The following is a 22,119-nucleotide window of genomic DNA, read 5'->3' as shown; positions in this document are numbered from 1 at the left end:
CCGGTTTTAGGGCACGCCCCTAGGGTGATCTGCATAATTCACGCACATTACAGGGATGGAGATATGGGAAAGCTTCTCGGCGCCGTGAGCGCCTTGAGTTTGTGCGCCAGCGCGGCATCGGCAGCAGGCGTGGAGCGCACGGTGCAATCGATGAGCCCGCTGTTTCAGGAGGGGAACTATGTCGAGTTCTCGATTGGCCGGGTCGAGCCCGACGTCAGCGGCGAACAGCAGGTCGACGTATTCGCGCCGCCGCCCTTTCCGGCGGGCACCGTAATCAGCTCTGCGGGCGCGCAATCGGGTGATATCGCCGACGACTACACGCAGCTTGCCTTCGCGCTGAAGATGGCAATGAACGACCGCGTCGATCTGGCGCTGATCCTCGACCAGCCCTTCGGCGCCGATGTGAACTACGAGCAAGGCACCGGTTACGCCTATGGCGGCCTGTTTGGCGGCCCTGGGTCGACCGCACAGGTCCGCACCCAAGCGGCAACCGCCCTTGCCCGCTACAAGTTCGATGAGAACTGGAGCGTTCACGGCGGTCTGCGGTTCCAGAAAACCTATGGGCGCGCTGATCTGTTCAACGGCTACAGCCTGCGCACCGATCCCGACTATGAAACGGGGTTCGTGGTCGGCGCGGCCTATGAGCGGCCTGAAATCGCCCTGCGTGTGGCCCTGACCTATAACAGCGCCATCACGCATGATTTTGAGACCAAGGAGAACGGCGCGGATAGCGAGAATTTCGAAACCGAGATTCCGCAGTCGCTGAACCTCGAATTCCAGAGCGGCGTTGCCGCTGACACGCTGGTATTCGGCTCCATCCGCTGGGTGGAATGGTCGGCGTTCGACATCACGCCCGTGGGCTACGAAGCTGCGACCGGTTCCTCGCTGGTGTCCTATAACGACGACACCATCACCTATTCGCTGGGCGTCGGGCGGAAGTTCAACGAACAGTGGTCCGGTGCGATCACAGCCAGCTACGAGGACGCGATGGGCGGCTTCTCCGGCAACCTCGGCCCGACCGATGGCGCCACGAGCCTCGGCCTTGCCGCGACCTACACCACCGAGCACGGCGTTTCAATCACCGGCGGCGTGCGCCACATCTGGATCGGCGACGCCAAAACCGAAGCGCCGAGCGCACTTGGCTATCCCGAAGGCACCACGTTCGGTGAATTCACCGACAACACCGCCTTCGCCTACGGCCTTCGGATCGCCTACAACTTCTGATCCTTAGATCCGTCAGATATGAACCGCCCGTGGCTACCGCTGCGGGCGGTTTCTCTTTGCGCGGCGTGACAATCACATCGCTTCCGGCCAAAAAAAAGCCGCGCATCCCGAAGGATGGCGGCGAGGTGGTGCGGAACTCTTCGGGCGCGACCGAGACAGGCAATCCCGGCGGCAAGGGTGACAGGCAGTGTCATGAAAGCATGCGCGATGGGGAAGATCGGCACATGATCCCGAAGAGTGATCCGCGCGCAGTGAACGCGGGAAAGATTGGGTCAGATCAGCCCCGGCAGGTGCAGCCCCGCCACCAGAATGACGATCAGCGACGCAGCGCCAAGGGCATCCTGTATCAGGTGAACATCCTGCCGTGACAGCATCGTGCGGATGTCGTGGAACATGTCGAAACTCCCATACCAACCTTTCGTTGCCCATTTGTTCTCATATTCAATTCGTTCTGTAAAGAACTTTATGAGAACATTAGAGAACAAAAGGGGTTTTTAAGGAGTCCCAGACACTTAGCGCCGCGTCACCCGACCCGGATCAACCGGATCGCCTGATCCTGCTCCATAAGCCACAGCAACACCCGCGCCGCCTGACCGCGGGGGCTCGTCAGCTTTGGGTCATCGGCCAGTAGCTTCCGCGCATCGCTCTGCGCCAGCTTCATCAATCCGGCCTGACGCTCCAGATCCGCGATGCGAAACCGGGGCAGGCCGGATTGCGCGGTGCCGATCATATCGCCCGCGCCCCGCATCAGCAGATCCTCCTCTGCGATCCGAAAACCATCCTCCGTTTCGCGCAGGATCTCCAGCCGGCGCTGGCCCGTTTCGGTCAGAGGGGGCTGATAGAGCAGCAGGCAGGTGGACGCCGTGGCCCCACGCCCGACCCGTCCGCGCAGCTGATGCAACTGCGCAAGGCCAAAGCTTTCGGCCCGCTCAATCACCATGATCGACGCATTGGGCACATCGACCCCCACCTCGATCACCGTGGTGGCCACCAACACGCCCGTCTCTCCGCGCGCGAAGGCCCCCATCGCCGCGTCCCGCTCCGGCCCCGGCATCTGCCCATGCACCAACCCGACCAAGCCGTCCCCCAGCGCGGCGCGCAGTTGCTTAAACCGGTCCTCGGCCGCGGTCATGTCAAGGTTTTCGCTTTCTTCTACCAGCGGGCAGACCCAATAGGCCTGCCGCCCGGCAGCGACCGCCTCGCGCAAACGTTCGACCACATCAGGAATGCGCGGCGATGACACGAGCGAGGTCGTGACCGGCGTCCGACCGGGTGGCTTTTCGTCAAGAATCGACAGATCCATATCGCCATATTGCGCAAGGCTGAGCGAGCGCGGGATCGGCGTAGCGGTCATCACCAGAACATCGGCGCGCGCGCCCTTGGCCCCCAGCTGCATCCGCTGCGCCACGCCAAAGCGGTGCTGCTCGTCGATCACGGCAAGCCGCAGGTCGTCAAATTGCACGTCCTTCTGGAACACCGCATGGGTGCCGATCAGGATGCCGATCTCGCCCTTGGCCAGTGCAGCCAGCTTGGCCGCCCGCTCCGCCCCTTTATCGCGCCCGGTCAGGATCTCGGCCCGCACCCCGGCGGCCTGCGCCAGAGGCGCGATCGAAGCATGGTGCTGCCGGGCAAGGATTTCGGTCGGGGCCATTAAGACGCCCTGCCCGCCTGCCTCGACCGCGACCAAAAGCGCCATCAGCGCGACCAGCGTTTTACCCGCGCCGACATCGCCCTGCAGCAGCCGGTTCATCCGCGCGGGCGCGCCCATGTCGGCTGCGATTTCCGCCATGGCACGGGTCTGCGCGCCCGTGGGCGCAAAGGGCAGCGCCGCCAAAACCCGGTCCCGCAAACCGCCATCGCCGCGCGTTTCAATCCCGGACACCCGCCGCCGTTCCGCCCGCGCCAAGGCCAGCGTCAATTGATGCGCAAAGAGTTCATCATAGGCCAACCGCTGCCGCGCGCCTGCCTCCGGCATCAGGTCACTGGCATGGCGGGGGGCGTGGGCCATGCGAAGCGCGGCATCCCACGCAGGCCAGCCCTTCTGCGCCATCAGACCGGGATCGATCCACTCCGCCATGTCCGACACCCGCGCCAAGGCGGACGCCGCCGCACGGCTCATCAGCTTCTGCGTGATCCCGGCGGTCAGCGGATAGAGCGGCTCAAAATCCGGGATCGCAGCCCCGTCTTCGGGCGACCGGACGTGATCCGGGTGCGGCATCTGCAGGATATTATCAAACGTCTCCAGCCGCCCTGAAACCAGTCGCCGCGCGCCAACAGGCAGCAGTTTTTCCAAATAATCGCCGCGCGCATGAAAAAAGACGAGCTGAAACCGGGTTTCGGCATCCTCCACCTCCACCCGCCACGGGCGGCCACGGGACGCGGCGGGCATATGGCGCAGCACCTCGACCTCGACCGTTGCGACAACCGGCGGGGTCAGGCCGCGCACCGTGTCACGGCGCCGCCGATCCGCCCCGCCTGATGGCAGCGTGAACAACAGATCGCGTGGCCGCGTCACCTGCATCTGTGCAAAATGCGACGCGGTTTTGGGCCCGATACCGTCTAGCGTGTCGAGCCCGGCAAACAGCGGGAACAGCACCGGCGGTCGGCCCACCGGGGACGTAGAGGTGCTCATGCCCCCGCGATGAGGTCGAGCCAGCCATCCTCATCCAGCGTCTCGATCCCCAGCTCCGCCGCCTTTTTCGCCTTCGAGCCTGCGCCCGGCCCCGCGACCAGCAAATCGGTCTTGGCCGAAACCGAGCCCGAAACTTTCGCCCCCAATGCCTCGGCCCGCGCTTTGGCCTCGGCGCGGGTCATCTTTTCCAGCGTGCCCGTGAACACCACGGTCTTGCCCGCGACGGGGGAGCCTGCGGTGGCAGGCGCCGCGACGGGCGCGATCTGCAATTCCGCCGCAAGCCGGTCGATAGAGGCGCGCTCAGCCTCCTGCGCGAATGCGGTGACCAGTTCGGTCGCCATCACCGTGCCAACGCCGTCAATCGCCAGCAATTCGTCCCATGCCGCCCCCTCGCGTCCGGCGGCAGCGTCCATCGCGGTCACAAATTCGGTCCAGCCGCTGTAATGGCGGGCCAGCAGGTTCGCGCCGCCCTCGCCCACATGCCGGATGCCAAGCGCAAAGATCACGCGGTTCATCGGTATGTTCCGCCGCTCCTCGATCGCGGTCAGAAGGTTAGCAGCGGATTTTTCGCCCCATCCCTCGCGCGTGCGCAGCGCCTCCGCATGGGTGGTGTGCAGACGGAAAATATCGGCAGGCTCCGCGATCCAGCCATCGCGGTAGAATTGATCCACCTGCCGCGCGCCCATGCCCTCAATGTCAAACGCGGCGCGGGACACGAAATGGCGTAGCTTCTCCACCGCCTGTGCCGGACAAATCAGGCCTCCGGTGCAGCGCCGGACCGAGTCGCCCTCGGCCCGGATCGCCTCGGACCCGCATTCAGGGCAGTGGTCGGGGAAGGCATAGGGTTTTGATCCGTCGGGGCGCTTTGACAGATCCACGTCGGCAATTTTGGGGATCACATCGCCCGCGCGATAGACCTGCACCCAGTCGCCGTCGCGAATGTCGCGGCCTTCGCGGATCGGCGCGCCTTTCGCGTCGCGTCCCGCGATATAATCCTCGTTATGAAGCGTCGCGTTCGACACCACGACACCGCCCACCGTGACCGGATCGAGCCGCGCGACGGGGCTGAGCGCACCGGTCCGCCCGACCTGAATTTCGATCCGGTCCAGCCGCGTCCACGCCAATTCGGCGGGGAATTTATGGGCAATGGCCCAGCGGGGCGTGGTGGACCGAAAGCCCAGCCGCTGCTGAAGGTCGAGCCTGTCGACCTTATACACCACACCGTCGATGTCATAGCCGAGCGTGGCGCGCTGGCTCTCGATCTGCGCGTAGTGGTCGAGCATGTCCTGCGGCGTGGCACAAAGCGCGGTCAGCGGATTGGTTGGGAAGCCAAGCTCCGCCAGACGCGCGATCGCCCCCGATTGCGTTTCCGCCAGCGGCGCGCTGAGCGCGCCCCACGCATAGGCAAAGAACCGCAGCGGACGCGCGCGCGTGATCTCCGCATCCAACTGCCGAAGCGATCCGGCGGCGGCATTGCGCGGATTGGCAAATGTCTTGGCGCCCGCCTCTTCCTGCCGCGCGTTGAGAGCCGCGAAATCCGCGTGGCTCATATAGACCTCGCCGCGCACCTCCAGCAGATCCGGGGCGTTATCAAGCGTCTCGGGTATCTCGTCGATGGTTCGCGCGTTGGCGGTGACGTTTTCGCCCACCGTCCCGTCGCCACGGGTTGCGGCCTGAACCAAACGGCCCTTTTCATAGCGCAGCGAGAGCGACAGCCCGTCGATTTTCGGCTCTGCCGTGTAGGCCAGCGCTTCATCCGCCCCAAGCCCCAGATAGCTGCGGACCGAACGGTCGAATTCAGTAACGTCCTCCTCCGCGAATGCATTGCCCAGCGATAGCATGCGCACATCATGCACGACTTTCGAAAACCCCTCCGCCGGGGCCGCGCCGACGGCCTCGCTTGGGCTGTCGGGGCGCTTTAGTTCGGGGAACGCAGCCTCGATGGCCGCATTGCGTTGCTTCAGCCGGTCATAGTCCGCGTCCGATCGCTCCGGCGCATCTTCGGTATGGTAGGCGGTGTTGGCGCGGTTCAGTGTGGCGGCAAGGCGGGTCAGTTCCTCCTCCGCCTGCGTCGCGCTTAGATCCGCAACCGCCAGATCTGCGGTCAGGCTGACGCCGCTGGTCGCCTGCCCCGCCCCCGCGCCGTCGCCAGATGTCCCAGCGCGTTCGCCAGATGCCCCGGCGCGTGCGCCCGATGCCCCAGCGCGCGCGCCAAGTGCCGTATCGTCATCGTGCAAAGCCTTCGCCGGTCCCGCGTCCACGGGGTCCGAGCGGGTGTTGTCGGTCGTGCCACGCCGGGCCATGTCGCGCCTCCGTCAGGATCCTGTGATCCTGATATGGGGCGCATGCGTCGGCTTCAAGCAATGGCATGGCGCAACACCCGCCTACGCATCCCTCGTGACGAATGGTCAGGCGCCGATTGCCACGCGGGGGTTCATCTCCTGCGGTTCGGGATCGCGCAGCACATAGCCCCGTCCCCAGACGGTTTCGATATAGTTGTCTCCGCCCGTGGCCTGAGACAGCTTTTTGCGCAGCTTGCAGATGAAGACATCGATGATCTTCAACTCCGGCTCGTCCATGCCGCCATAGAGGTGGTTAAGGAACATCTCCTTGGTCAGGGTCGTGCCCTTCCGCAGGGAGAGCAGTTCCAGCATCTGATATTCCTTGCCGGTTAGATGGACCGCGCGGTTATTCGCCTCCACCGTCTTGGCATCGAGGTTGACGCAGACCTGCCCGGTGCGGATCACCGACTGCGCATGTCCTTTCGAGCGGCGAATGATGGCGTGGATCCGCGCGACCAGTTCTTCACGGTGGAACGGCTTCGTCAGATAGTCATCGGCGCCAAAGCCGAATCCCTTGATCTTGCTCTCCGTGTCATCGGCGCCGGTCAGGATCAGGATCGGCGTGTCGATCCGCGACTGGCGCAACTGGCGCAGAACCTCGTGGCCGGTCATGTCAGGCAGGTTCAGATCCAATAAAATAAGGTCGTAATCATACAGCTTCGCGAGGTCTATGCCCTCCTCGCCCAGATCGGTGCGATAGGTATTGAGATTGGCATGGGTCAGCATCATTTCGACGCTTTTCGCGGTGGCCGGATCGTCCTCAACAAGCAAAACACGCATCATCATCTCCACTACAGTTTCTGAGTGATCCCCGAATGTTCCAACCCTATGCCGCGCCAAGGGTTAAATCGGAGTTACCGTCCCTTAATTTAGCAGAACAATCTGTAGTTGTGCACTCACCATATATGGGGATAAGCGGCGGTTATTCCGGTGTTTCGGGCAGGTCCTCCCCCTCCTCCGGGGCAATCACGCCGGGTGTCACGGGGGGCAGGATCGCGGGTGTCTCCGGGCTGGGATCATCGCGGAATCGCTGGATCGAGGTTGCTTTCAGGGCCTGTTCCCCGTGGCGCGCGACCGCACGTTGCCAACTGTCGAGCTCCTCCTCGGAGAGGCCGTAGCGGCGGCAGGCGAAATCGGCGCTGATGAGCCCATGCGTGACCGCGCGAACCACGGCGGCCTTGCGGCTGGCGACCCAGCGATGCGTTTCCGGCGCCGGAAGATCGGCCAGCGTCATGACCGATCCATCCGGCAGGGTGACGGCCCTTGGGCCATCGACTTTCTTGAGGAACATTGTTATTTCCCTTCGTTCGACTCTCGGCAAACTGCGGGAAATCCCTTAAACGGGCGTGAACCGTACCTATGTGGATAGCTCGGATTTTTCTCGTAATCGCGCGGTCTAGGAGACTGGCATGGCACTCGATCACAGCAAAACGCAGCTCAATTCCCTCGGCTTTGCGAAATCGCCCGCCGAGACGCGCGTCGTCGTGGCGATGTCCGGCGGGGTCGATAGCTCGGTCGTCGCGGCGGAGTTGGCGTCCCAAGGATACGATGTGATCGGCGTGACGCTCCAGCTTTATGATCATGGCGCGGCGCTGGCCAAAAAGGGCGCCTGCTGCGCGGGGATCGACATTCATGACGCCCGCCGCGTGGCCGAGGAAATGGGCTTCCCCCATTACGTTCTGGATTATGAAAACATTTTCCAAGATGCGGTAATCGACGAGTTCGCGGACAGCTATCTGGCCGGCGCGACACCCGTGCCCTGCATTCGCTGCAATGAGCGGGTCAAGTTCAAGGATCTGCTGCAAACCGCGCGCGATCTGGACGCCGATTGCATGGCGACCGGGCATTATATCCAACGCAAGATGGGCGCCGCGGGGCCGGAGCTTCACTCCGCAGGAGATCCGGGGCGTGACCAGTCCTATTTCCTGTTCTCGACCACGCCGGAGCAGCTTAATTATCTGCGGTTCCCGCTGGGGCATCTGACCTCAAAGGCCGAAACCCGCGCGCTCGCCGCCAAACATGGGCTGGCCGTGGCGGATAAGCCTGACAGTCAGGACATCTGCTTTGTTCCTAATGGCAACTACGCGTCGGTAATCGAAAAACTGCGCCCAGGCGCAGGGGAGCCGGGAGAGATCGTGCATCTCGACGGCACCAAACTTGGCCGGCACGAGGGCGTCATTCATTACACCATCGGTCAGCGGCGGGGGCTGGGCATCGGTGGGCTGAGCGAGCCGCTCTATGTGGTGAAGCTGGATCCCGACACGCGGCAAGTCTTCGTGGGGCCAAAGGAGGCGCTTTCGACCCGTATGGTTCCGGTGCGCGAAATCAACTGGCTGGGCGACGCGCCGCTCGACAGTCAGGCCGAATGGCACATCTCGGTCCGTGTCCGGTCGACACGCCCCCCTCAGGAAGCGATCCTGCGCCCGCTGGGCCCTGATACGGCCACGGTGGAATTGCTGTCGCCCGAAGAAGGCGTGTCCCCCGGACAGGCCTGCGTATTCTATGAGACCGAGGGCACGCGGGTGTTGGGCGGCGGCTGGATCTGGCGCGGCTGAGACCCGAGGCCGCCCTCTCAGGCGCGCCATCCAATATCAGCCTGACCGCCCAGCCCCGTGGCCGCGCGGTCAGGTTTTATCCCACGACATCCAGCACAGCGCGCGCCGCGCGGTGTCCGGGGCGTTCCCCGCCCTCGCCGAGGCGCTCCATCGTCAGCCGCATCGCATCAAGCTGCGTCTCAGGATGGCTGAGAGTGGACAGCAGCGCATCTGCCAAGGCCTCGGGACGGCAGGCATCGCCGATGAACTCAGGCACCGCGCGCGTGTCGGAGACAAGGTTCACCAGCGTGACGGTGTTTACCTTTAGCAAGCGGCCGATGATCTGACGGCTGAGCCATGCCATGTCGTAGCCGATCACCATCGGCGTGCGCGCGGCAGCCAGTTCCAGCGACACGGTGCCGGATGCCGCCAGCGCCATATCCGCCGCCGCAAATGCCGCGCGCTTGGCCTCTGTCGCGCCCGGCTCCAGCAGGATCGGCGCGCCGGGCCATGTGCGCGTCAGTTCCGCCACCGTCTGCGCGACCGCCCCTACCGTGGGCACCACGATGCGGGCGTCAGGATGGCGCGCGACGACACGGGTCAGAGCCGCGCCAAAAATCGGGCAAAGCCGACCGACCTCCCCCATGCGCGATCCGGGCAGCGCAAGGATCAGCGGCGCGTCACTGCTCAGCCCATGAGTGGCACGGAAAGCCGCGACCTCCTCGGCAGTTGCCTGGGGCTCCGCCACGACCGGGTGACCTACGAAATCGCAGCCCATGCCCGCGGCCTCCATGAAAGGAGGCTCGAACGGGAACAGCGCCAGCACATGATCGACACAGTCGGCCATCTTGCGCGCGCGCCCCGGACGCCACGCCCAGACGGTGGGCGCGACATAATGAATGACCTTCAGATCGGGTTTCACGGCCTTCACCCGCCGTGCCACGCGCAGGCAGAAATCCGGGCTGTCGATGGTGACAAGCGCATCCGCGCCACTGTCGATCACAGCGCGGGCGGTCTCATTGATGCGGCGCATCAACTGACGGTAACGGGGCAGCACCTCGGCCAGTCCCATGACCGACAACTCTTCCATCGGGAAAAGGCTGAGCAACCCGCGCGCTGTCATCTCGGCCCCGCCGATGCCGGACCAGCGGGTGCCGGGCGCCATCTCATTGATCCCGCGCATCAAGGCGCCGCCCAGACGGTCGCCCGAAGGTTCCCCAGCAATCACATATAGATGCGGTGCGTTATTCATCCTTCCTCCGAAGTACGAACCCATAGGAACAAGCCGGATTCATCGGCAATTCGGAGCACCGCATCGCAGTCCAGAACCATCACATTTCCCGCCTCGATGACCACGCCCTCCAGCCCTAGCTCGGCGGCGGTCAGCATCGTGTCGGGGCCGATCACGGGCAGATCGACGCGCCGATCCTGCCCCGGCTTCGCACCTTTGTAGAGGATGCCCCCCGGCGGCAGCGCCGGATCACGGCCCGGTCGCTGCGGCTGCGCGAACCATTCGGCCAGCCAGTCGGTCAGCGGCAGCACATCACGCATCAGGCTTTCGGGGCGCAGCGCGTCGGGGCGATCCTGCCCGGCGCTCTTGGGATCGGCCATCAAGGCGCGCATCATCCGGTCGGTTCCCGGCAACGCTTCGACCGCCAGCGCCAGACCGCGCGACACCACGCAGGCCTGCCCCACATCCGCCGCGCCCATCGCCGCCACGATCTGCGCCCCGCGCGCGGCGTCGTCGCGGTGGTGAGCCCGCAGTTGCACCCGGCTGGGCACGCCCGCAGGCAGCAGCAATTCAGGGCAAATTTCATGCGCCGCGCGGATCGTCAGCCCATGTTCTTCGAACAAGGTGATGAATTCGCGCAAAGCCGCATCATCGCCCTGTGCCATCGCCGTGCCGATCCGCACCAGCAGCGGCGCGGTCGCATCATCTACGGCATCCGGGTCAAGATCGGGCCGACGCACCCCGCCCGCCATACAGATCGTGTCGATCCCACGTGCCTTGAGCCCTGCGATAAAGCCGCCCAGATGTTCCAGCCGGAACCGTTCGGCATGGGCCAGATGACAGGGTGTGCTTTCCAGCGCAAAGGCCGGTGCCTCGATCCCGCGTGCGCGCAGGGTGGTATCAATCACCACTGGCAGACGACCCGAGCCGACGATCAGCGCAAGGCTCATGGGCGCCTCCTCATTGCGGGATCAGGAAACTGCGATCCGTGGCACCTGTGACGAAATCCACGATCTCGCGGACATGGTCGCTTTCGGTTTCCGCGCCCAGCCGCTTGGTGCGGTCCATGAACGCCCCCTCACCTTGGGCCAGCATCTGATAGGCCGCCCGCAGCGCGGTAATATCGACACGCGGCACGCCCTTACGCTTCAGCCCGACAAGGTTCAGACCGTGCAACTGGCCACGCGGCCCCTGCACCAGCCCGTAGGGGATGACGTCATTGGTGACCATGCTGACCGCACCGATGATGGCGCCACGGCCAATCCGCACCCATTGGTGAATGCCCGACAGCCCGCCGATGATGACCTCATCCTCAATCTGGCAATGCCCGGCCACGGCGGAGTTGTTGACAAGGATCACGCGGTTGCCGATCTGCGCGTCATGGGCGACATGCGCGCCCGCCATGATCAGGCAATCATCCCCGATCCGGGTTAAACCGCCGCCGCCTTCGGTGCCGGTGTTGACGGTGACATGCTCGCGGATGCGATTGCGCGCGCCGATTTCCAGCCGGGTCTGTTCCCCGCGGAATTTCAGATCCTGCGGAATCTCACCAATCACCGCAAAGGGGAAAATCACGCAGTCCGGCCCGATGGAGGTGCGACCGGTAATCACCGCATGAGATTTGATCTCGGTGTTCTGGGCGATGCGCACCTCAGCCCCGATCACCGCAAACGGGCCGACGACGACACCTGCGGCCAGTTCCGCGCCCGGCTCGACCACGGCCGAGCCATGCACCTGTGCATCGGGGTGAACAGCCATCAGGCGGTTTCCGCGCTGTCGGCCTTGGCCGCGCCCAGATCCATCATCGCGGTGAATTCGGCCTGCGCTGCCATCTCGCCCTCGACGGTGGCGACGCCTTCGAATTTCCAGACCTTGCCGCCGCCGCGTTTGACGGTGACCTTTAGCTCTAGCACATCGCCGGGCACGACCTTGCGCCGGAACTTTGCCTTATCGATGGCCATGAAGTAAACGAGCATGTTCTTGTCGGCGAGCCCTTCGGACACACCCACCATGACGGCGGCGGTCTGCGCCAGCGCCTCGATGATGGTGACGCCGGGCATGATCGGCGCGCCGGGGAAATGACCTTGGAAATGCGGCTCGTTGAAGGTGACGTTCTTGACCCCCACAGCCGTTTCGTTCGGCACGATGTCACGCACCTTATCGATCAGCAGAAACGGGTAGCGATGCGGAATAATCCGCTGGATCAGGTCGATATCGGCCGAGAGAGGCGCATTGTCGGTCATGCCACGGGTCCTTCCTGTCAGGTTGACTTCACCTAGCATTGCCGCGCGGGGGCGGGCAAGGCGGCGGCGTGGCAATGTCGAAACGGAACACCGCCCCGCTGACGCCCATGCACGCTATTACTGATCGTCGGGAAGCGGCGCGGGGGTGGTGTCGGTGCCGGTGTCACTATCGTCGACAGGAAATTCGTCGGGAAGCCCAGGTGACAACAACCCATCGCCCGCCTCGGTCGGGTCCGACATCGGGCCCAAGCCATCGCTGTCCTGCGCTGGCTCTTCGGGCAGCAGCCGCCCTACCCCGGACCCTGCGCCGATCCGGTCATTGATCCGGGCGATCGCCTCATCGGTCACGTCGACGGAATCGGCGGCAATGAACACGGCCCGCTCATTGAGGATGGCGACGGCCCCCATTTCGGCCAGAAGCTCCCCCAGAATGGGCACAGCGCTGGAATAGAACAGCTGACGTTCCAGATCGCGACGGCGTGTCAGGGCGCGGGTCTTGCTGTCCTGCTGACGCCGCAGGGCGGTGACCTTTTCATCGAACGTATCTGCCAGCTTGCGGAATTGGGCGGGCTGCATCGCCCCGCGGCGCTGGGTCAGGCTTTGCTCTTCGGAGGTCAGTTCCTCCTCGATGCTGCGATTTTCGGTAGCCAGTTCATTTCCGGCCTGCTCCAGCTCCCGTGCCACACGGCGGCCAAAGGCGCTGTCGGTAAACAGCCGCTCCTGATCGACGGTCAGCAGCGGTGTCGCCGAGGGACGCGGGATTTGATCCTGCCCCGCAGCCCCGCCGTTTTGCACCACCGTGCCCAGCGACAGACCGTCACCTTGGGCCCAAGCGCCGCCCGCGCACAGGCTCAGCGCCGCGCCTGCCCCGGCGAGACGCCGGATCAGGCGGTGCACGGGCCTGCGCGGACAGACACCGAAGTGACGCATCTTAGAACCGGGTGGAGATCGTCAGGTCGAAGGGCTGCTCTTCGTCGTAGTCCTTCTTGACGATGGGCTTGGCGAAGTTGAAGCGCAGCGGCCCGATGGGCGTATCCCAGAACAGCGACACGCCGAGCGAGGACCGCAGGTAGAAAGCGTCATCGACCTCATCGGAGCCATCTTCGCCGCCTGCCGTATCGCTGAGCCCCCAGACGGAGCCGACGTCAAAGAACACACCACCATTGATGCCGTATTCTTCGGGAAGGCCCAGCGGGAAATCGGCCTCGAACCGGGCCACCGCGAACATTTCGCCTTTCAGCGCGTCTTCGTCAGGAGCGTTCAGGTCACGCGGGCCAAGGCCGTTGTTTTCGAAGCCACGGATCTTGCCGTTCAGGTCGAACCGGTCAAGCACGGTCGACCCGCCATCAAAATAGCTCAGCGCGCCGCCTTCGAATTCCGCGCGTAGGGTCACGTCCTCGTTCAGCACGGCCTTCTCGGCGGCGACCAGCGCGGTGGTGCGCACATAGGATTTGTCGCCGAACCCGAAATCCTGACTGAAGCGGACCAACACGCCCGCATTCGGATCGAGCCCGCTGTTGCGGCTGTCAAACGAGTAGGTGTAGCCGACTTCGCCGGTGCTGTAGGAGCCTTCTTCCTGCTGGAGAATAAAGGAGTTGTCGGTGTCGACGTTCGACAATTCTTTGTAGTTGCCGGAGAAGCGCAGACGCAGGCGGCTACGCTCGGCCAACGGGAAGTCGATGAACGGGCCGAAGCTGCCGATGCGGGTGTTGTAATCCGCGTCGTCGCTGGTGGATTCCCGGTAGTTGAATGCCACGCCTGCCCGCAGGTCGCGGCCAAGGAACGCGGGCTCCGCAAAGCTGAAATTCAGCGCGCGGCTGTCGGTCGTGGTGTTGATGCCAAAGCTGATCGCCTGCCCGCGGCCAAGGAAGTTGCTTTCCGAGAAGCTCGCATTCAGGCCAACCCCGGTATTGACGCCGTAGCTGACGCCAAAGCCCAGCGAGCCGGTGGGCTGTTCTTCGACATCCACGTCGACGATGACCTGATCGGGGGCCGAACCTTCGCGGGCCTGCACCTCGGCGTTGGAGAAGAAACCAAGCGCGCGGATGCGCTCGGCGCTCTGCCGGATGGCGCGGGGGTTGAACGGGTCGCCCTCGACACTGGTGAATTCACGCCGCACGACACGGTCCAGCGTGGTGGTGTTGCCTTCGATATCGATGCGTTCCACGAACACGCGCGGACCGCGGGTGATGACGTAGTTCACATCAAGCGTCAGATCGCGTTCGTTGCGGGTGATCTGCGGATCGACCCGGACGAAGTTGACGCCCTGTTCCACCGCCAGCGTTTCCATGCGCGCGACGTTGTTTTCAAGGATCGAGGGGGAGTAGACGCTGCCCTCACCGGCGCGGATCGCCTCCCGGTAGGCTGCGGCATTCACGCCTTCGATTTCGGAGGTGACGGTGACGCGGCCCAACCGGAATTGCTGACCTTCGCGGACATTGAACGTCAGCAGGAAGGCGTTGCGGTTCCGGGTCAGTTCGGTGGTCGTCGACAGGGTCTGGAAGTCGATATAGCCCCGCGACAGGTAGAAGTCGCGCAGCACCTGTTTGTCGAACTCGATCCGCTCGGCGATGAACGTGTCGCTTTGGACCAGCGCGCGGAAAATACCTGCCTGTTTGGTGCTCAGGACACGGCGCAGACGGCTGTCGGAAAAGGCGCGGTTGCCGGCAAAGGCAAGGCGTTCGATCTCGACGACTTTGCCCTCGGTCACTTCGAACACCAGATCGACGCGGTTGTCGGAACGGCGGATGATCACCGGTTCCACCGTCGCGGCGAGACGCCCGGCACTGGCATAGGCCTGCGTGATCGCAGCGGCGTCGGCCTCGGCCTGGGTCGGGGAATAGACCCGGCGTGAGGTGGATTTGATAAGGGCCTGAAGCTCCTCATCATCCATCCGGCGGTTACCTTCGAAATTGATGACGTTGATCGTGGGGTATTCCTGAACCGTGATGACCAACGTGTTGCCGCGCGGCTCGATATTGACGGTCTCGAACAGACCGGAATTCACGATGCCCTGATAGGCGGCATTCAGCTGAGCCGCAGACACCTGCTCCCCCCGCCCGATTCCGGCGTAGGACACGATCGACGCGGGCGAGACCCGCTGATTGCCCTCGATCACGACATCGGTGAAGCTGTAGCTCTGGGCCGCAACGGGGCCGAGCCCCGCGATGGAAGCCGTTGAAAGCCCAAGAAAGGTCGCCACTGCGACCTTCTGGAGTCCGTTCCGCCCGACCAGAGTCCGGCCCCCGGTTTTCTGTGCACCCGCCATTGCCGACTGTCCCCAAAACGTCGTTTCTTTTCGCTGACCTGAGTATCGGGATTGGGGGGGCTTGTCAAAAGCCGCAAGCACCGCCGCCTGCCCGATCCGCGCGGCATCACCACGCATCGTGGGGCCGTGACCGGGATTGACCCCCTGAAAACTGAAAAAGCGGGCCCAAAGGCCCGCTCTTCCATGTCCGGCAAGGCTGCTCCGCGAAACGAGGGGAGGAAATCCCGCGCAGCCAGCCCAAGCCGGGTATCAGCCCAGCATCGAGCCCAGCAGACCGCCCACGCCAAGCGCGGCGGCAATCGTGACCACATAGAGGATCCGATCCCAATTCAGGTTCAGGATCAGGCTCATCCCGGAATAGCCGGCGCTCAAGGTTTGCATGTCTCACACCTATGTCTGGACTCTGGCCCCGGCGCGACCGCCTCAATAGACGGTGACCTTGCGTCGGGTCCGCTCAACCTGAGGGGTAGAGGCCAAATTGGGCAAAATTGCGGCTGCACGATGGTGGCGCTGGGAAATCTGCGTAGATGTGGCGCGAAGGCGACAGCGCCAGAACAGTGCCGCGCCCCGCACCCTGCCCCAGCTTATGGGCAGAACAGATCGTTGGTCAGACCGAACACCATCAGCGACAGGATCAGAACCAGCCCGATGCTCATCAGCACGCGCAGCACACGGTCGCTGGGCGGGCGGCCTGCCACGGCCTCATAGGCGTGAAACACCAAATGCCCGCCATCCAGAACCGGGATCGGAAACAGGTTCAAAAGCCCGACCGCCGTCGACAGCACCGCGATGAACCAGATGAAGCTCGACGCGCCTTGGCTCGCCGCCTGTCCCGACGTTTCCGCAATGCCCAAAGGCCCGCGCAGATTGCACGACGAAATCGCGCCGGTGATCATGTGATACAGCCCCGAAAGCGAGCTTTCGATGATGAAGCCGGTCTGCTTGACCCCCATCCACACCGCCTCTGCCGGATTGGGCGCGCGCGTTGCGGGGGTAAAGGCCAGACCGCCGGTGATCCCGATCAGCCACCGGGTTTCGAACCCGCCTTCGGACGAGGGCAGATCGACGCGGCGCGGCGCGAGCGTAAAGTCCATCTCGGCCCCGTCGCGCCAGACATTGAGCAGCAGCGGTGCGCCATCGCCCTCGCCCACCACGCTTTGCAATTCGCGGAAGGCGGTGATGGGCGTGCCGTCGATGGCGGTGATTACGTCGCCCACGCGCAGGCCTGCATCCATCGCGGCGCTGTCGGGCTGCAACGCGCTGATCAGCGGCGGGAAGGGATAGACTGCCTCGACCGTCTGCGCGCGCCCGTCCCGATCAACCGAATAGGGCACCGTGTCTTCGACCGGCAGATCATCGAGCGCAGCATAGAAGGCCGCGTAATCAGGGGTTTCCTGCCCGCCCACGCCCAAAATCACGTCGCCCTGCTCCAGCACCGGCAGATCAGCGGGAAGGTCCACGGCATCCGCAACCGTGACCGGCTCCACCGCGATGCCGCGCACACCGATGACGGCGGCAAACACGATGATCGACAGGATGAAGTTAAAGATCGGCCCCGCCGCGACAGTGGCCGCACGCGCCCAGAGCGGCGCGCCATGCATGGTGCGGCGCAACTCAGCGGGGTCCATCTGATGAATCGCCTCGCCATCCTTGCCCGAGGCCGCATCCGCATCGCCGAGGAACTTCACGAACCCACCAAAGGGCAGCGCGGCCAATTGCCATTTGGTGCCGTGCTTGTCCCGGCGCGATAGCAAAACCGGCCCGAAGCCCAGCGAAAAGACCTCCGCATGGATGCCCGACAGGCGACCGATGATGTAATGGCCGTATTCGTGGATCGCCACGATGATCGACAGCGCGACGACAAAGGCGAGTATCGTCCCGATCACTCCGCCAAAGCTCGGGATGTCGCTGAGAATGTCCATGCCTGTCCGTCCGTCCTGTCTCGTCGCGGGCTAGGCCCGTCATTCATATGGTGCGCGCCCTATCAGGCGTGCATCGGGGTCAGGCGACCTGCCGCCCTGCGATGACCTCACCCGCGCGGCGGCGGGCCTCGGCATCCGCCGCGAGCACGTTATCAAGGCTCATCGCGGCATTTCCAAGCCCACCGCGTGACCACATCTGCGCGAGCACTTCTTCGACCACGACGCTCATGTCCGTGAACCGCAACTGCCGCGCCAGAAATCCATCCAGCGCGCGTTCCTTGGCCGCGTTGAACACCGCGCCCGAGAGCCCACCTGCGGCCATCACCTCCCGCGCGAGGCGCAGGGCCGGAAAACGGGTCTCATCGGGCGCCGCAAAATTCAACGAGCCAATACGCGCGAGGTCCAACCGCTCCACCGGCAGCGGGTGGCGTTCGGGCCAATTCAGTGCGTAGCCGATCGCATGGCGCATATCCGGCGGGCCGAGATGCGCCATCAACGCGCCGTCGGAAAACCCCACCAGCGCGTGAACAAGGCTTTCGGGATGCACCAGCACCTCGATCCGGTCGGGATCTATACCAAAGAACTCATGTGTCTCAATGACTTCCATCGACTTATTGAACATCGAGGCGCTGTCGATGGTAATGCGCTGGCCCATCGACCAGTTCGGATGCGCGGCGGCCTGTTCCGGGGTGGCCTCGCGCATCTGGGCGTGGCTCCAGTCGCGGAACGCCCCACCCGAAGCAGTGATGACGATCCGTTCCACCGCGCCGCGCGGCTCCCCCGTCAGCGCCTGAAACACTGCGGAATGTTCGCTATCCACCGGCAGCAGCGTCGCATTGGCGCGGGCCGCGGTTTGCAGCATCAACGCGCCGGCACAGACCAGCGATTCCTTGTTGGCGAGCGCCAGCGTCGCGCCGCGCTCCAACGCTTGCAGCCCCGGTTTCAGCCCGGCTGCGCCGACAATCGCGGACATGACCCAATCTGCGTCCCGCGCGGCGGCTTCGTCCATCGCAGCAGGACCGGCCCCGCAGGCGATGCCGCTGCCCGCCAGCGCCTCGGCTAGCGCGGCGCCCTGTTCGGCATGTGCGGTGGCTACGAACTGCGCGCCCAGTTGCCGGGCCTGTTCGGCCAGCAGTGCCACATTATGCCCGCCGGTCAGGGCCACGACCTCGAATCGCTCCGGCGCGCGGGCGATAAGATCGACGGTGTTCACCCCGATAGAACCGGTCGCGCCGAAAATGCTGATCCGCCTGCGGCTCACAGATGCACCTGCGGCACCTCGACCACAAAGGCCACGGCCAGCATGAAGAGCGCCGCGCCCAACAGCCCGTCGAACCGGTCAAACAGCCCGCCATGGCCGGGGATCAGGCCAGAACTGTCCTTGACCCCCATGCGCCGCTTGAGCGCGCTTTCCGCGATGTCCCCCATCTGCGAGGCAAAAGACAGCAGCGCGGAGATCCAGATCAGATCCCAACCGGCATCGGTGAAGCTGAGAAAGATCGCCCCCACAGCCGCTGCGCCGATCCAGCCCGCAACCGCGCCAGACCACGTTTTTTTAGGGCTGATGCGCGGCCAGAACTTTGGCCCGCCAAACGCGCGCCCGGCGAAATAACCCAGAATGTCGGTGGCCACGACGCAGAGCACCAGCCAGAATAGCCACGTCCCGCCATAGGTATCGCGGAAGGTGACAAGCCCCCAGCCCGCCGCCGAAATCCCCAGCGCGAACAGGAAAAACGTCAGTCTCTCGCGCGGCATGGCAAAGGTGCCGAACAGCGCGGGCCCCAGCATCAGCAGCAGATAGGGCGCGCTGTCCTGTTGTAGGAGGCCCGACAGCACCGACGCCGTGGCCGCCGCCAGCAGCATCGCGGTATTGCCGTCCTGCCGGATCATGCGCGCCAGTTCCCATACCATCACGGCGGTGACGAACACCGCCAACATCTGAAACCAGACGCCGCCCAGCCGGATCGCGATAATGCCGACGATCACCATGCCCGCCCCCGAAGTCAGGCGTGGCATCAGGTCGTCCCAGCGGCCGTTTCTGGCGCGGCTCGCGGTGGTCATGGATGAAGCTCCGTTCTTGGCATCGGTCTTGCGGGCAACATAGCGCGCAGCGCGGCAATGTGCAGCCGGGCGAAGGCGGGGCTGGCGCCGAAACGCCCAGTCCCCCGCGCGGCGACGGGCAGGATGTCAGCCATGCACCGCTCCGAACCGGCGGTCGCGATTGCCATAGCGCCCGATCACCTCGCGGAAGCAGTCCGGATCGAAATCGGGCCACAGGGTATCGACAAACTCGTATTCCGCATAGGCGGACTGCCACAGCAGGAAGTTCGAGATCCGCGCTTCGCCCGAGGTGCGGATCACCAGATCCGGGTCCGGCAGGCTACAGGTGTCCAGAAACCGCGCCAGCGTCGAGGCATCGACATCCTCGGGTGCAAGCCGCCCGGCGGCCACTTCGGCGGCAAGCCTGCGGGTCGCGCGGGTCACTTCGTCCCGACCGCCATAATTCAACGCCACCGTCAGATGCAGCGCTTCGTTTGCCGCGGTCAACTGCTCCAACTCGTCCATCAGCCGCGCCAGCTTCGGGTCCAGCCGCTCGCGATCCCCGATGAACCGCACCCGCACGCCCCCCTGCAAAAGGCGCTGCGCCTCTTTGGTGATGTAGCGGCGAAACAGGGTCATCAGACCACTGACTTCGGTCTGGGTGCGTTTCCAATTCTCTGTCGAGAAGGCAAAGATCGTCAGATACCGAATGCCCAGATCGGGGCAGGTCTCGACAATATCGCTGACCCGGCGGGCACCGGCCTGATGCCCGAACAAGCGCGGACGTCCGCGCGACGTCGCCCAACGGCCATTGCCGTCCATGATAATCGCCACATGGTGCGGCCCCGCCGCACGCCCCGCCACGCCGGACCGGTCACCAGATGCAGTCGTGCCGCTGGTCGGCGGGGAGAGCGGCGCGCCGCCCTGATTGCCAGGCTTTTTCCCCCCTGCTGCACGCTCCTGCGCGCAAGGTGTGTCGGTGCCCCGCGGCGCGGGACTGGCAGAGGTCAGCCCACCTAATCGCAAAGACCGCCGTCCCTTCGGGGCGGCGGTGCGGTGCGGTTCGGTCCGTTTGATGCCGGGCATGACGGCCCCCTTTGGCCAAAGGTCGGGTGCGGGTGCTCAGACCTGCATGATCTCGGCCTGCTTGGCCTCCAGCGTCGAATCAATGGATGCGATATATTCATCGGTCAGGGTCTGAACCTCATCGGACCAAATCTTAAAATCGTCCTCGCTCAGGCCGTCATTCTTGGCTTTCTTGAGGATATCCATGCCATCGCGACGCACGTTGCGAACCGCGACGCGGGCGCTTTCGGAATATTGCGCGGCGATCTTGGTCATCTCGCGGCGGCGTTCCTCGTTCAGCTCCGGAATCGGCAGGCGGATGACGGTGCCATCGACGACCGGGTTGATGCCAAGGCCGCTTTCGCGGATCGCCTTCTCAACCTTGTTGATGAGCGACTTGTCCCAGACATTGATCGTCAGCATTCGCGGCTCGGGCACGTTGATCGTGCCGACCTGATTGAGCGGCGTGATCTGACCATAGGCGTCGACGGTGATCGGATCGACCATCGTCGCGGCTGCACGCCCCGTCCGCAGGGTGTGAAATTCCGTTTTGAGAGCGGCCATTGCACCGTCCATACGGCGCTTGAGATCGTCAAGATCGAGCTCGAAATTCTCTGCCAAGGCGCCTCTCCTCCTTTATCGAAGTGTCTTGATGGCGGACGCGCCGCCGGCTGTTCCCTGACATATCGTGGATATGTCAGGGTTGTATAGGCAGGTTTTCGCGAAACCTGCCCGCTGTCTGATGTGGAAGTGCGCCGTTTGCGCGCCGTCAGCCATGAACCTTGGTATAGGTGCCCTGCCCCGCAAGGATGCCGCGGAAACCGCCCGGTTCATCCAGCGAGAACACGATGATCGGCAAATCATTGTCCCGCGCCAACGCAATCGCGGACGCGTCCATCACCCCCAGATGCTGCTGCAGCACCTCGTCATAGGTGACAGTCGAGTAGCGTTTCGCATCTTCGAACTTCACCGGGTCCTTGTCATAGACGCCATCGACCTTGGTGCCTTTGAAGATCGCCTCGCAAGACATCTCATTGGCGCGCAGCGTCGCGGCGGTATCGGTGGTGAAATAGGGATTGCCCGTGCCCGCAGCAAAGATGCAGACTCGTTTCTTTTCCAGATGGCGCACGGCGCGGCGCCGGATGTAGGGCTCGCAGACCTGATCCATCGGAATAGCCGAAATCACCCGCGTGTGGATTTTCAGCTCCTCCAGCGCGGATTGCATGGCCAGCGCGTTCATCACAGTGGCGAGCATGCCCATGTAATCTGCGGTCGTCCGCTCCATCCCCTGAGCCGAGCCTTGCAGCCCGCGGAAGATGTTGCCGCCGCCGATCACCATGCAGATCTCGACGCCAAGCGCGTGAACGCTCTTCACCTCATTGGCGATACGCTGCACGGTGGGCGGATGCAGGCCGTAGCCCTGCGGGCCCATCAGCGCCTCGCCCGAGATCTTCAGCAGCACCCGCCCATAGGCGGGTTGGGGGGCCGGGGACGATGCCGGGTCCGGTTGCGAGGGGGTGGCGTCCTGCATTATGTGGGTCTCCCGATCCGGCCAGAAATTGCTGCGGCGGAAAATGTCGGAAATCGGGGCCGGGTTCAACCGGCGATACGGCGCGGA

The 22,119-nt window shown here is 64.2% G+C and carries 20 protein-coding genes; 2 read left to right on the top strand and 18 right to left on the bottom strand.

The genetic code is table 11. The features are described from left to right. The first annotated feature begins 63 nt into the window (after positions 1-63). The gene (locus CBW24_RS07715) at positions 64-1,224 is read left to right on the top strand and encodes an outer membrane protein transport protein (protein WP_088663996.1); all 1,161 of its coding nucleotides are present in this window, start codon (positions 64-66) and stop codon (positions 1,222-1,224) included. Between the two features lie 272 nt (positions 1,225-1,496). Here CBW24_RS07715 and CBW24_RS18720 read toward each other — a convergent pair whose 3' ends face one another. The 5 genes from CBW24_RS18720 to sciP all read right to left on the bottom strand — a co-directional run bounded on the left by CBW24_RS18720 (position 1,497) and on the right by sciP (position 7,489). After that, a complete protein-coding gene (locus tag CBW24_RS18720) occupies positions 1,497-1,619 on the bottom strand; it encodes a hypothetical protein (protein ID WP_269779771.1) in 123 nt (40 codons plus the stop codon). 128 nt (positions 1,620-1,747) lie between these two features. Next, positions 1,748-3,856 carry an ATP-dependent DNA helicase RecG gene (gene recG / locus CBW24_RS07705; RefSeq protein ID WP_097373200.1) on the bottom strand — a complete coding sequence of 703 codons (2,109 nt, stop codon included), beginning with the start codon at positions 3,854-3,856 and terminating at the stop codon, positions 1,748-1,750. Continuing rightward, positions 3,853-6,159, bottom strand: coding sequence for an NAD-dependent DNA ligase LigA (gene ligA / locus CBW24_RS07700; RefSeq protein ID WP_198405140.1), 2,307 nt, complete (start codon positions 6,157-6,159; stop codon positions 3,853-3,855). Before ligA ends, recG begins: the two co-directional genes overlap by 4 nt. Positions 6,160-6,264: 105 nt before the next feature. Continuing rightward, on the bottom strand, positions 6,265-6,978 hold the full coding sequence (ctrA, locus tag CBW24_RS07695; protein ID WP_097374166.1) for a response regulator transcription factor CtrA: 714 nt from the start codon (positions 6,976-6,978) through the stop codon (positions 6,265-6,267). 142 nt (positions 6,979-7,120) lie between these two features. Continuing rightward, positions 7,121-7,489: a CtrA inhibitor SciP gene (gene sciP / locus CBW24_RS07690; RefSeq protein WP_088663994.1), complete on the bottom strand. Its 369-nt coding sequence runs from the start codon at positions 7,487-7,489 to the stop codon at positions 7,121-7,123. Between the two features lie 118 nt (positions 7,490-7,607). Between sciP and mnmA the strand changes: the two genes are divergently transcribed. Next, positions 7,608-8,753 (top strand): tRNA 2-thiouridine(34) synthase MnmA, encoded by a 1,146-nt coding sequence (mnmA, locus tag CBW24_RS07685; RefSeq protein ID WP_097373199.1) that lies wholly within the window; start codon positions 7,608-7,610, stop codon positions 8,751-8,753. 76 nt (positions 8,754-8,829) lie between these two features. Here mnmA and lpxB read toward each other — a convergent pair whose 3' ends face one another. The 13 genes from lpxB to pyrH all read right to left on the bottom strand — a co-directional run bounded on the left by lpxB (position 8,830) and on the right by pyrH (position 22,032). Further along, positions 8,830-9,984, bottom strand: a complete 1,155-nt coding sequence (gene lpxB, locus CBW24_RS07680; protein ID WP_097373198.1) for a lipid-A-disaccharide synthase — start codon at positions 9,982-9,984, stop codon at positions 8,830-8,832. Further along, positions 9,981-10,913, bottom strand: coding sequence for an LpxI family protein (locus tag CBW24_RS07675; protein ID WP_097373197.1), 933 nt, complete (start codon positions 10,911-10,913; stop codon positions 9,981-9,983). Before CBW24_RS07675 ends, lpxB begins: the two co-directional genes overlap by 4 nt. 10 nt (positions 10,914-10,923) lie before the next feature. Beyond that, the gene (lpxA, locus tag CBW24_RS07670) at positions 10,924-11,721 is read right to left on the bottom strand and encodes an acyl-ACP--UDP-N-acetylglucosamine O-acyltransferase (RefSeq protein WP_088663990.1); all 798 of its coding nucleotides are present in this window, start codon (positions 11,719-11,721) and stop codon (positions 10,924-10,926) included. Then, a complete protein-coding gene (fabZ, locus tag CBW24_RS07665) occupies positions 11,721-12,206 on the bottom strand; it encodes a 3-hydroxyacyl-ACP dehydratase FabZ (RefSeq protein WP_097373196.1) in 486 nt (161 codons plus the stop codon). Before fabZ ends, lpxA begins: the two co-directional genes overlap by 1 nt. 117 nt (positions 12,207-12,323) lie before the next feature. Continuing rightward, on the bottom strand, positions 12,324-13,136 hold the full coding sequence (locus CBW24_RS07660) for an OmpH/Skp family outer membrane protein (RefSeq protein WP_097373195.1): 813 nt from the start codon (positions 13,134-13,136) through the stop codon (positions 12,324-12,326). 1 nt (position 13,137) lies between these two features. Next, on the bottom strand, positions 13,138-15,474 hold the full coding sequence (bamA, locus tag CBW24_RS07655) for an outer membrane protein assembly factor BamA (protein WP_097373194.1): 2,337 nt from the start codon (positions 15,472-15,474) through the stop codon (positions 13,138-13,140). A 249-nt stretch (positions 15,475-15,723) separates the two neighbouring features. Further along, positions 15,724-15,855 carry a hypothetical protein gene (locus CBW24_RS18715; protein ID WP_269779738.1) on the bottom strand — a complete coding sequence of 44 codons (132 nt, stop codon included), beginning with the start codon at positions 15,853-15,855 and terminating at the stop codon, positions 15,724-15,726. Positions 15,856-16,058: 203 nt separating this feature from the next. Beyond that, positions 16,059-17,396, bottom strand: a complete 1,338-nt coding sequence (rseP, locus tag CBW24_RS07650) for an RIP metalloprotease RseP (protein ID WP_097373193.1) — start codon at positions 17,394-17,396, stop codon at positions 16,059-16,061. Positions 17,397-17,475: 79 nt separating this feature from the next. Next, complete coding sequence (gene dxr, locus CBW24_RS07645; RefSeq protein WP_097373192.1) at positions 17,476-18,657, bottom strand: 1-deoxy-D-xylulose-5-phosphate reductoisomerase; 1,182 nt, start codon at positions 18,655-18,657, stop codon at positions 17,476-17,478. Next, the gene (locus CBW24_RS07640) at positions 18,654-19,457 is read right to left on the bottom strand and encodes a phosphatidate cytidylyltransferase (protein ID WP_097373191.1); all 804 of its coding nucleotides are present in this window, start codon (positions 19,455-19,457) and stop codon (positions 18,654-18,656) included. Before CBW24_RS07640 ends, dxr begins: the two co-directional genes overlap by 4 nt. A gap of 126 nt (positions 19,458-19,583) precedes the next feature. Then, positions 19,584-20,270, bottom strand: a complete 687-nt coding sequence (gene uppS, locus CBW24_RS07635; RefSeq protein ID WP_269779737.1) for a polyprenyl diphosphate synthase — start codon at positions 20,268-20,270, stop codon at positions 19,584-19,586. Between the two features lie 288 nt (positions 20,271-20,558). Next, positions 20,559-21,122 carry a ribosome recycling factor gene (frr, locus tag CBW24_RS07630; RefSeq protein WP_088663982.1) on the bottom strand — a complete coding sequence of 188 codons (564 nt, stop codon included), beginning with the start codon at positions 21,120-21,122 and terminating at the stop codon, positions 20,559-20,561. A gap of 148 nt (positions 21,123-21,270) precedes the next feature. Continuing rightward, positions 21,271-22,032 carry a UMP kinase gene (gene pyrH, locus CBW24_RS07625; protein ID WP_088663981.1) on the bottom strand — a complete coding sequence of 254 codons (762 nt, stop codon included), beginning with the start codon at positions 22,030-22,032 and terminating at the stop codon, positions 21,271-21,273. Between the last annotated feature and the right edge of the window lie 87 nt (positions 22,033-22,119).

Source organism: Pacificitalea manganoxidans, from assembly GCF_002504165.1.
Taxonomy (GTDB): Bacteria; Pseudomonadota; Alphaproteobacteria; order Rhodobacterales; family Rhodobacteraceae; genus Pacificitalea; species Pacificitalea manganoxidans.
The sequence above is the reverse complement of the archived record's forward strand: the minus strand, read 5'-3'. Positions and strand labels throughout refer to the sequence as shown.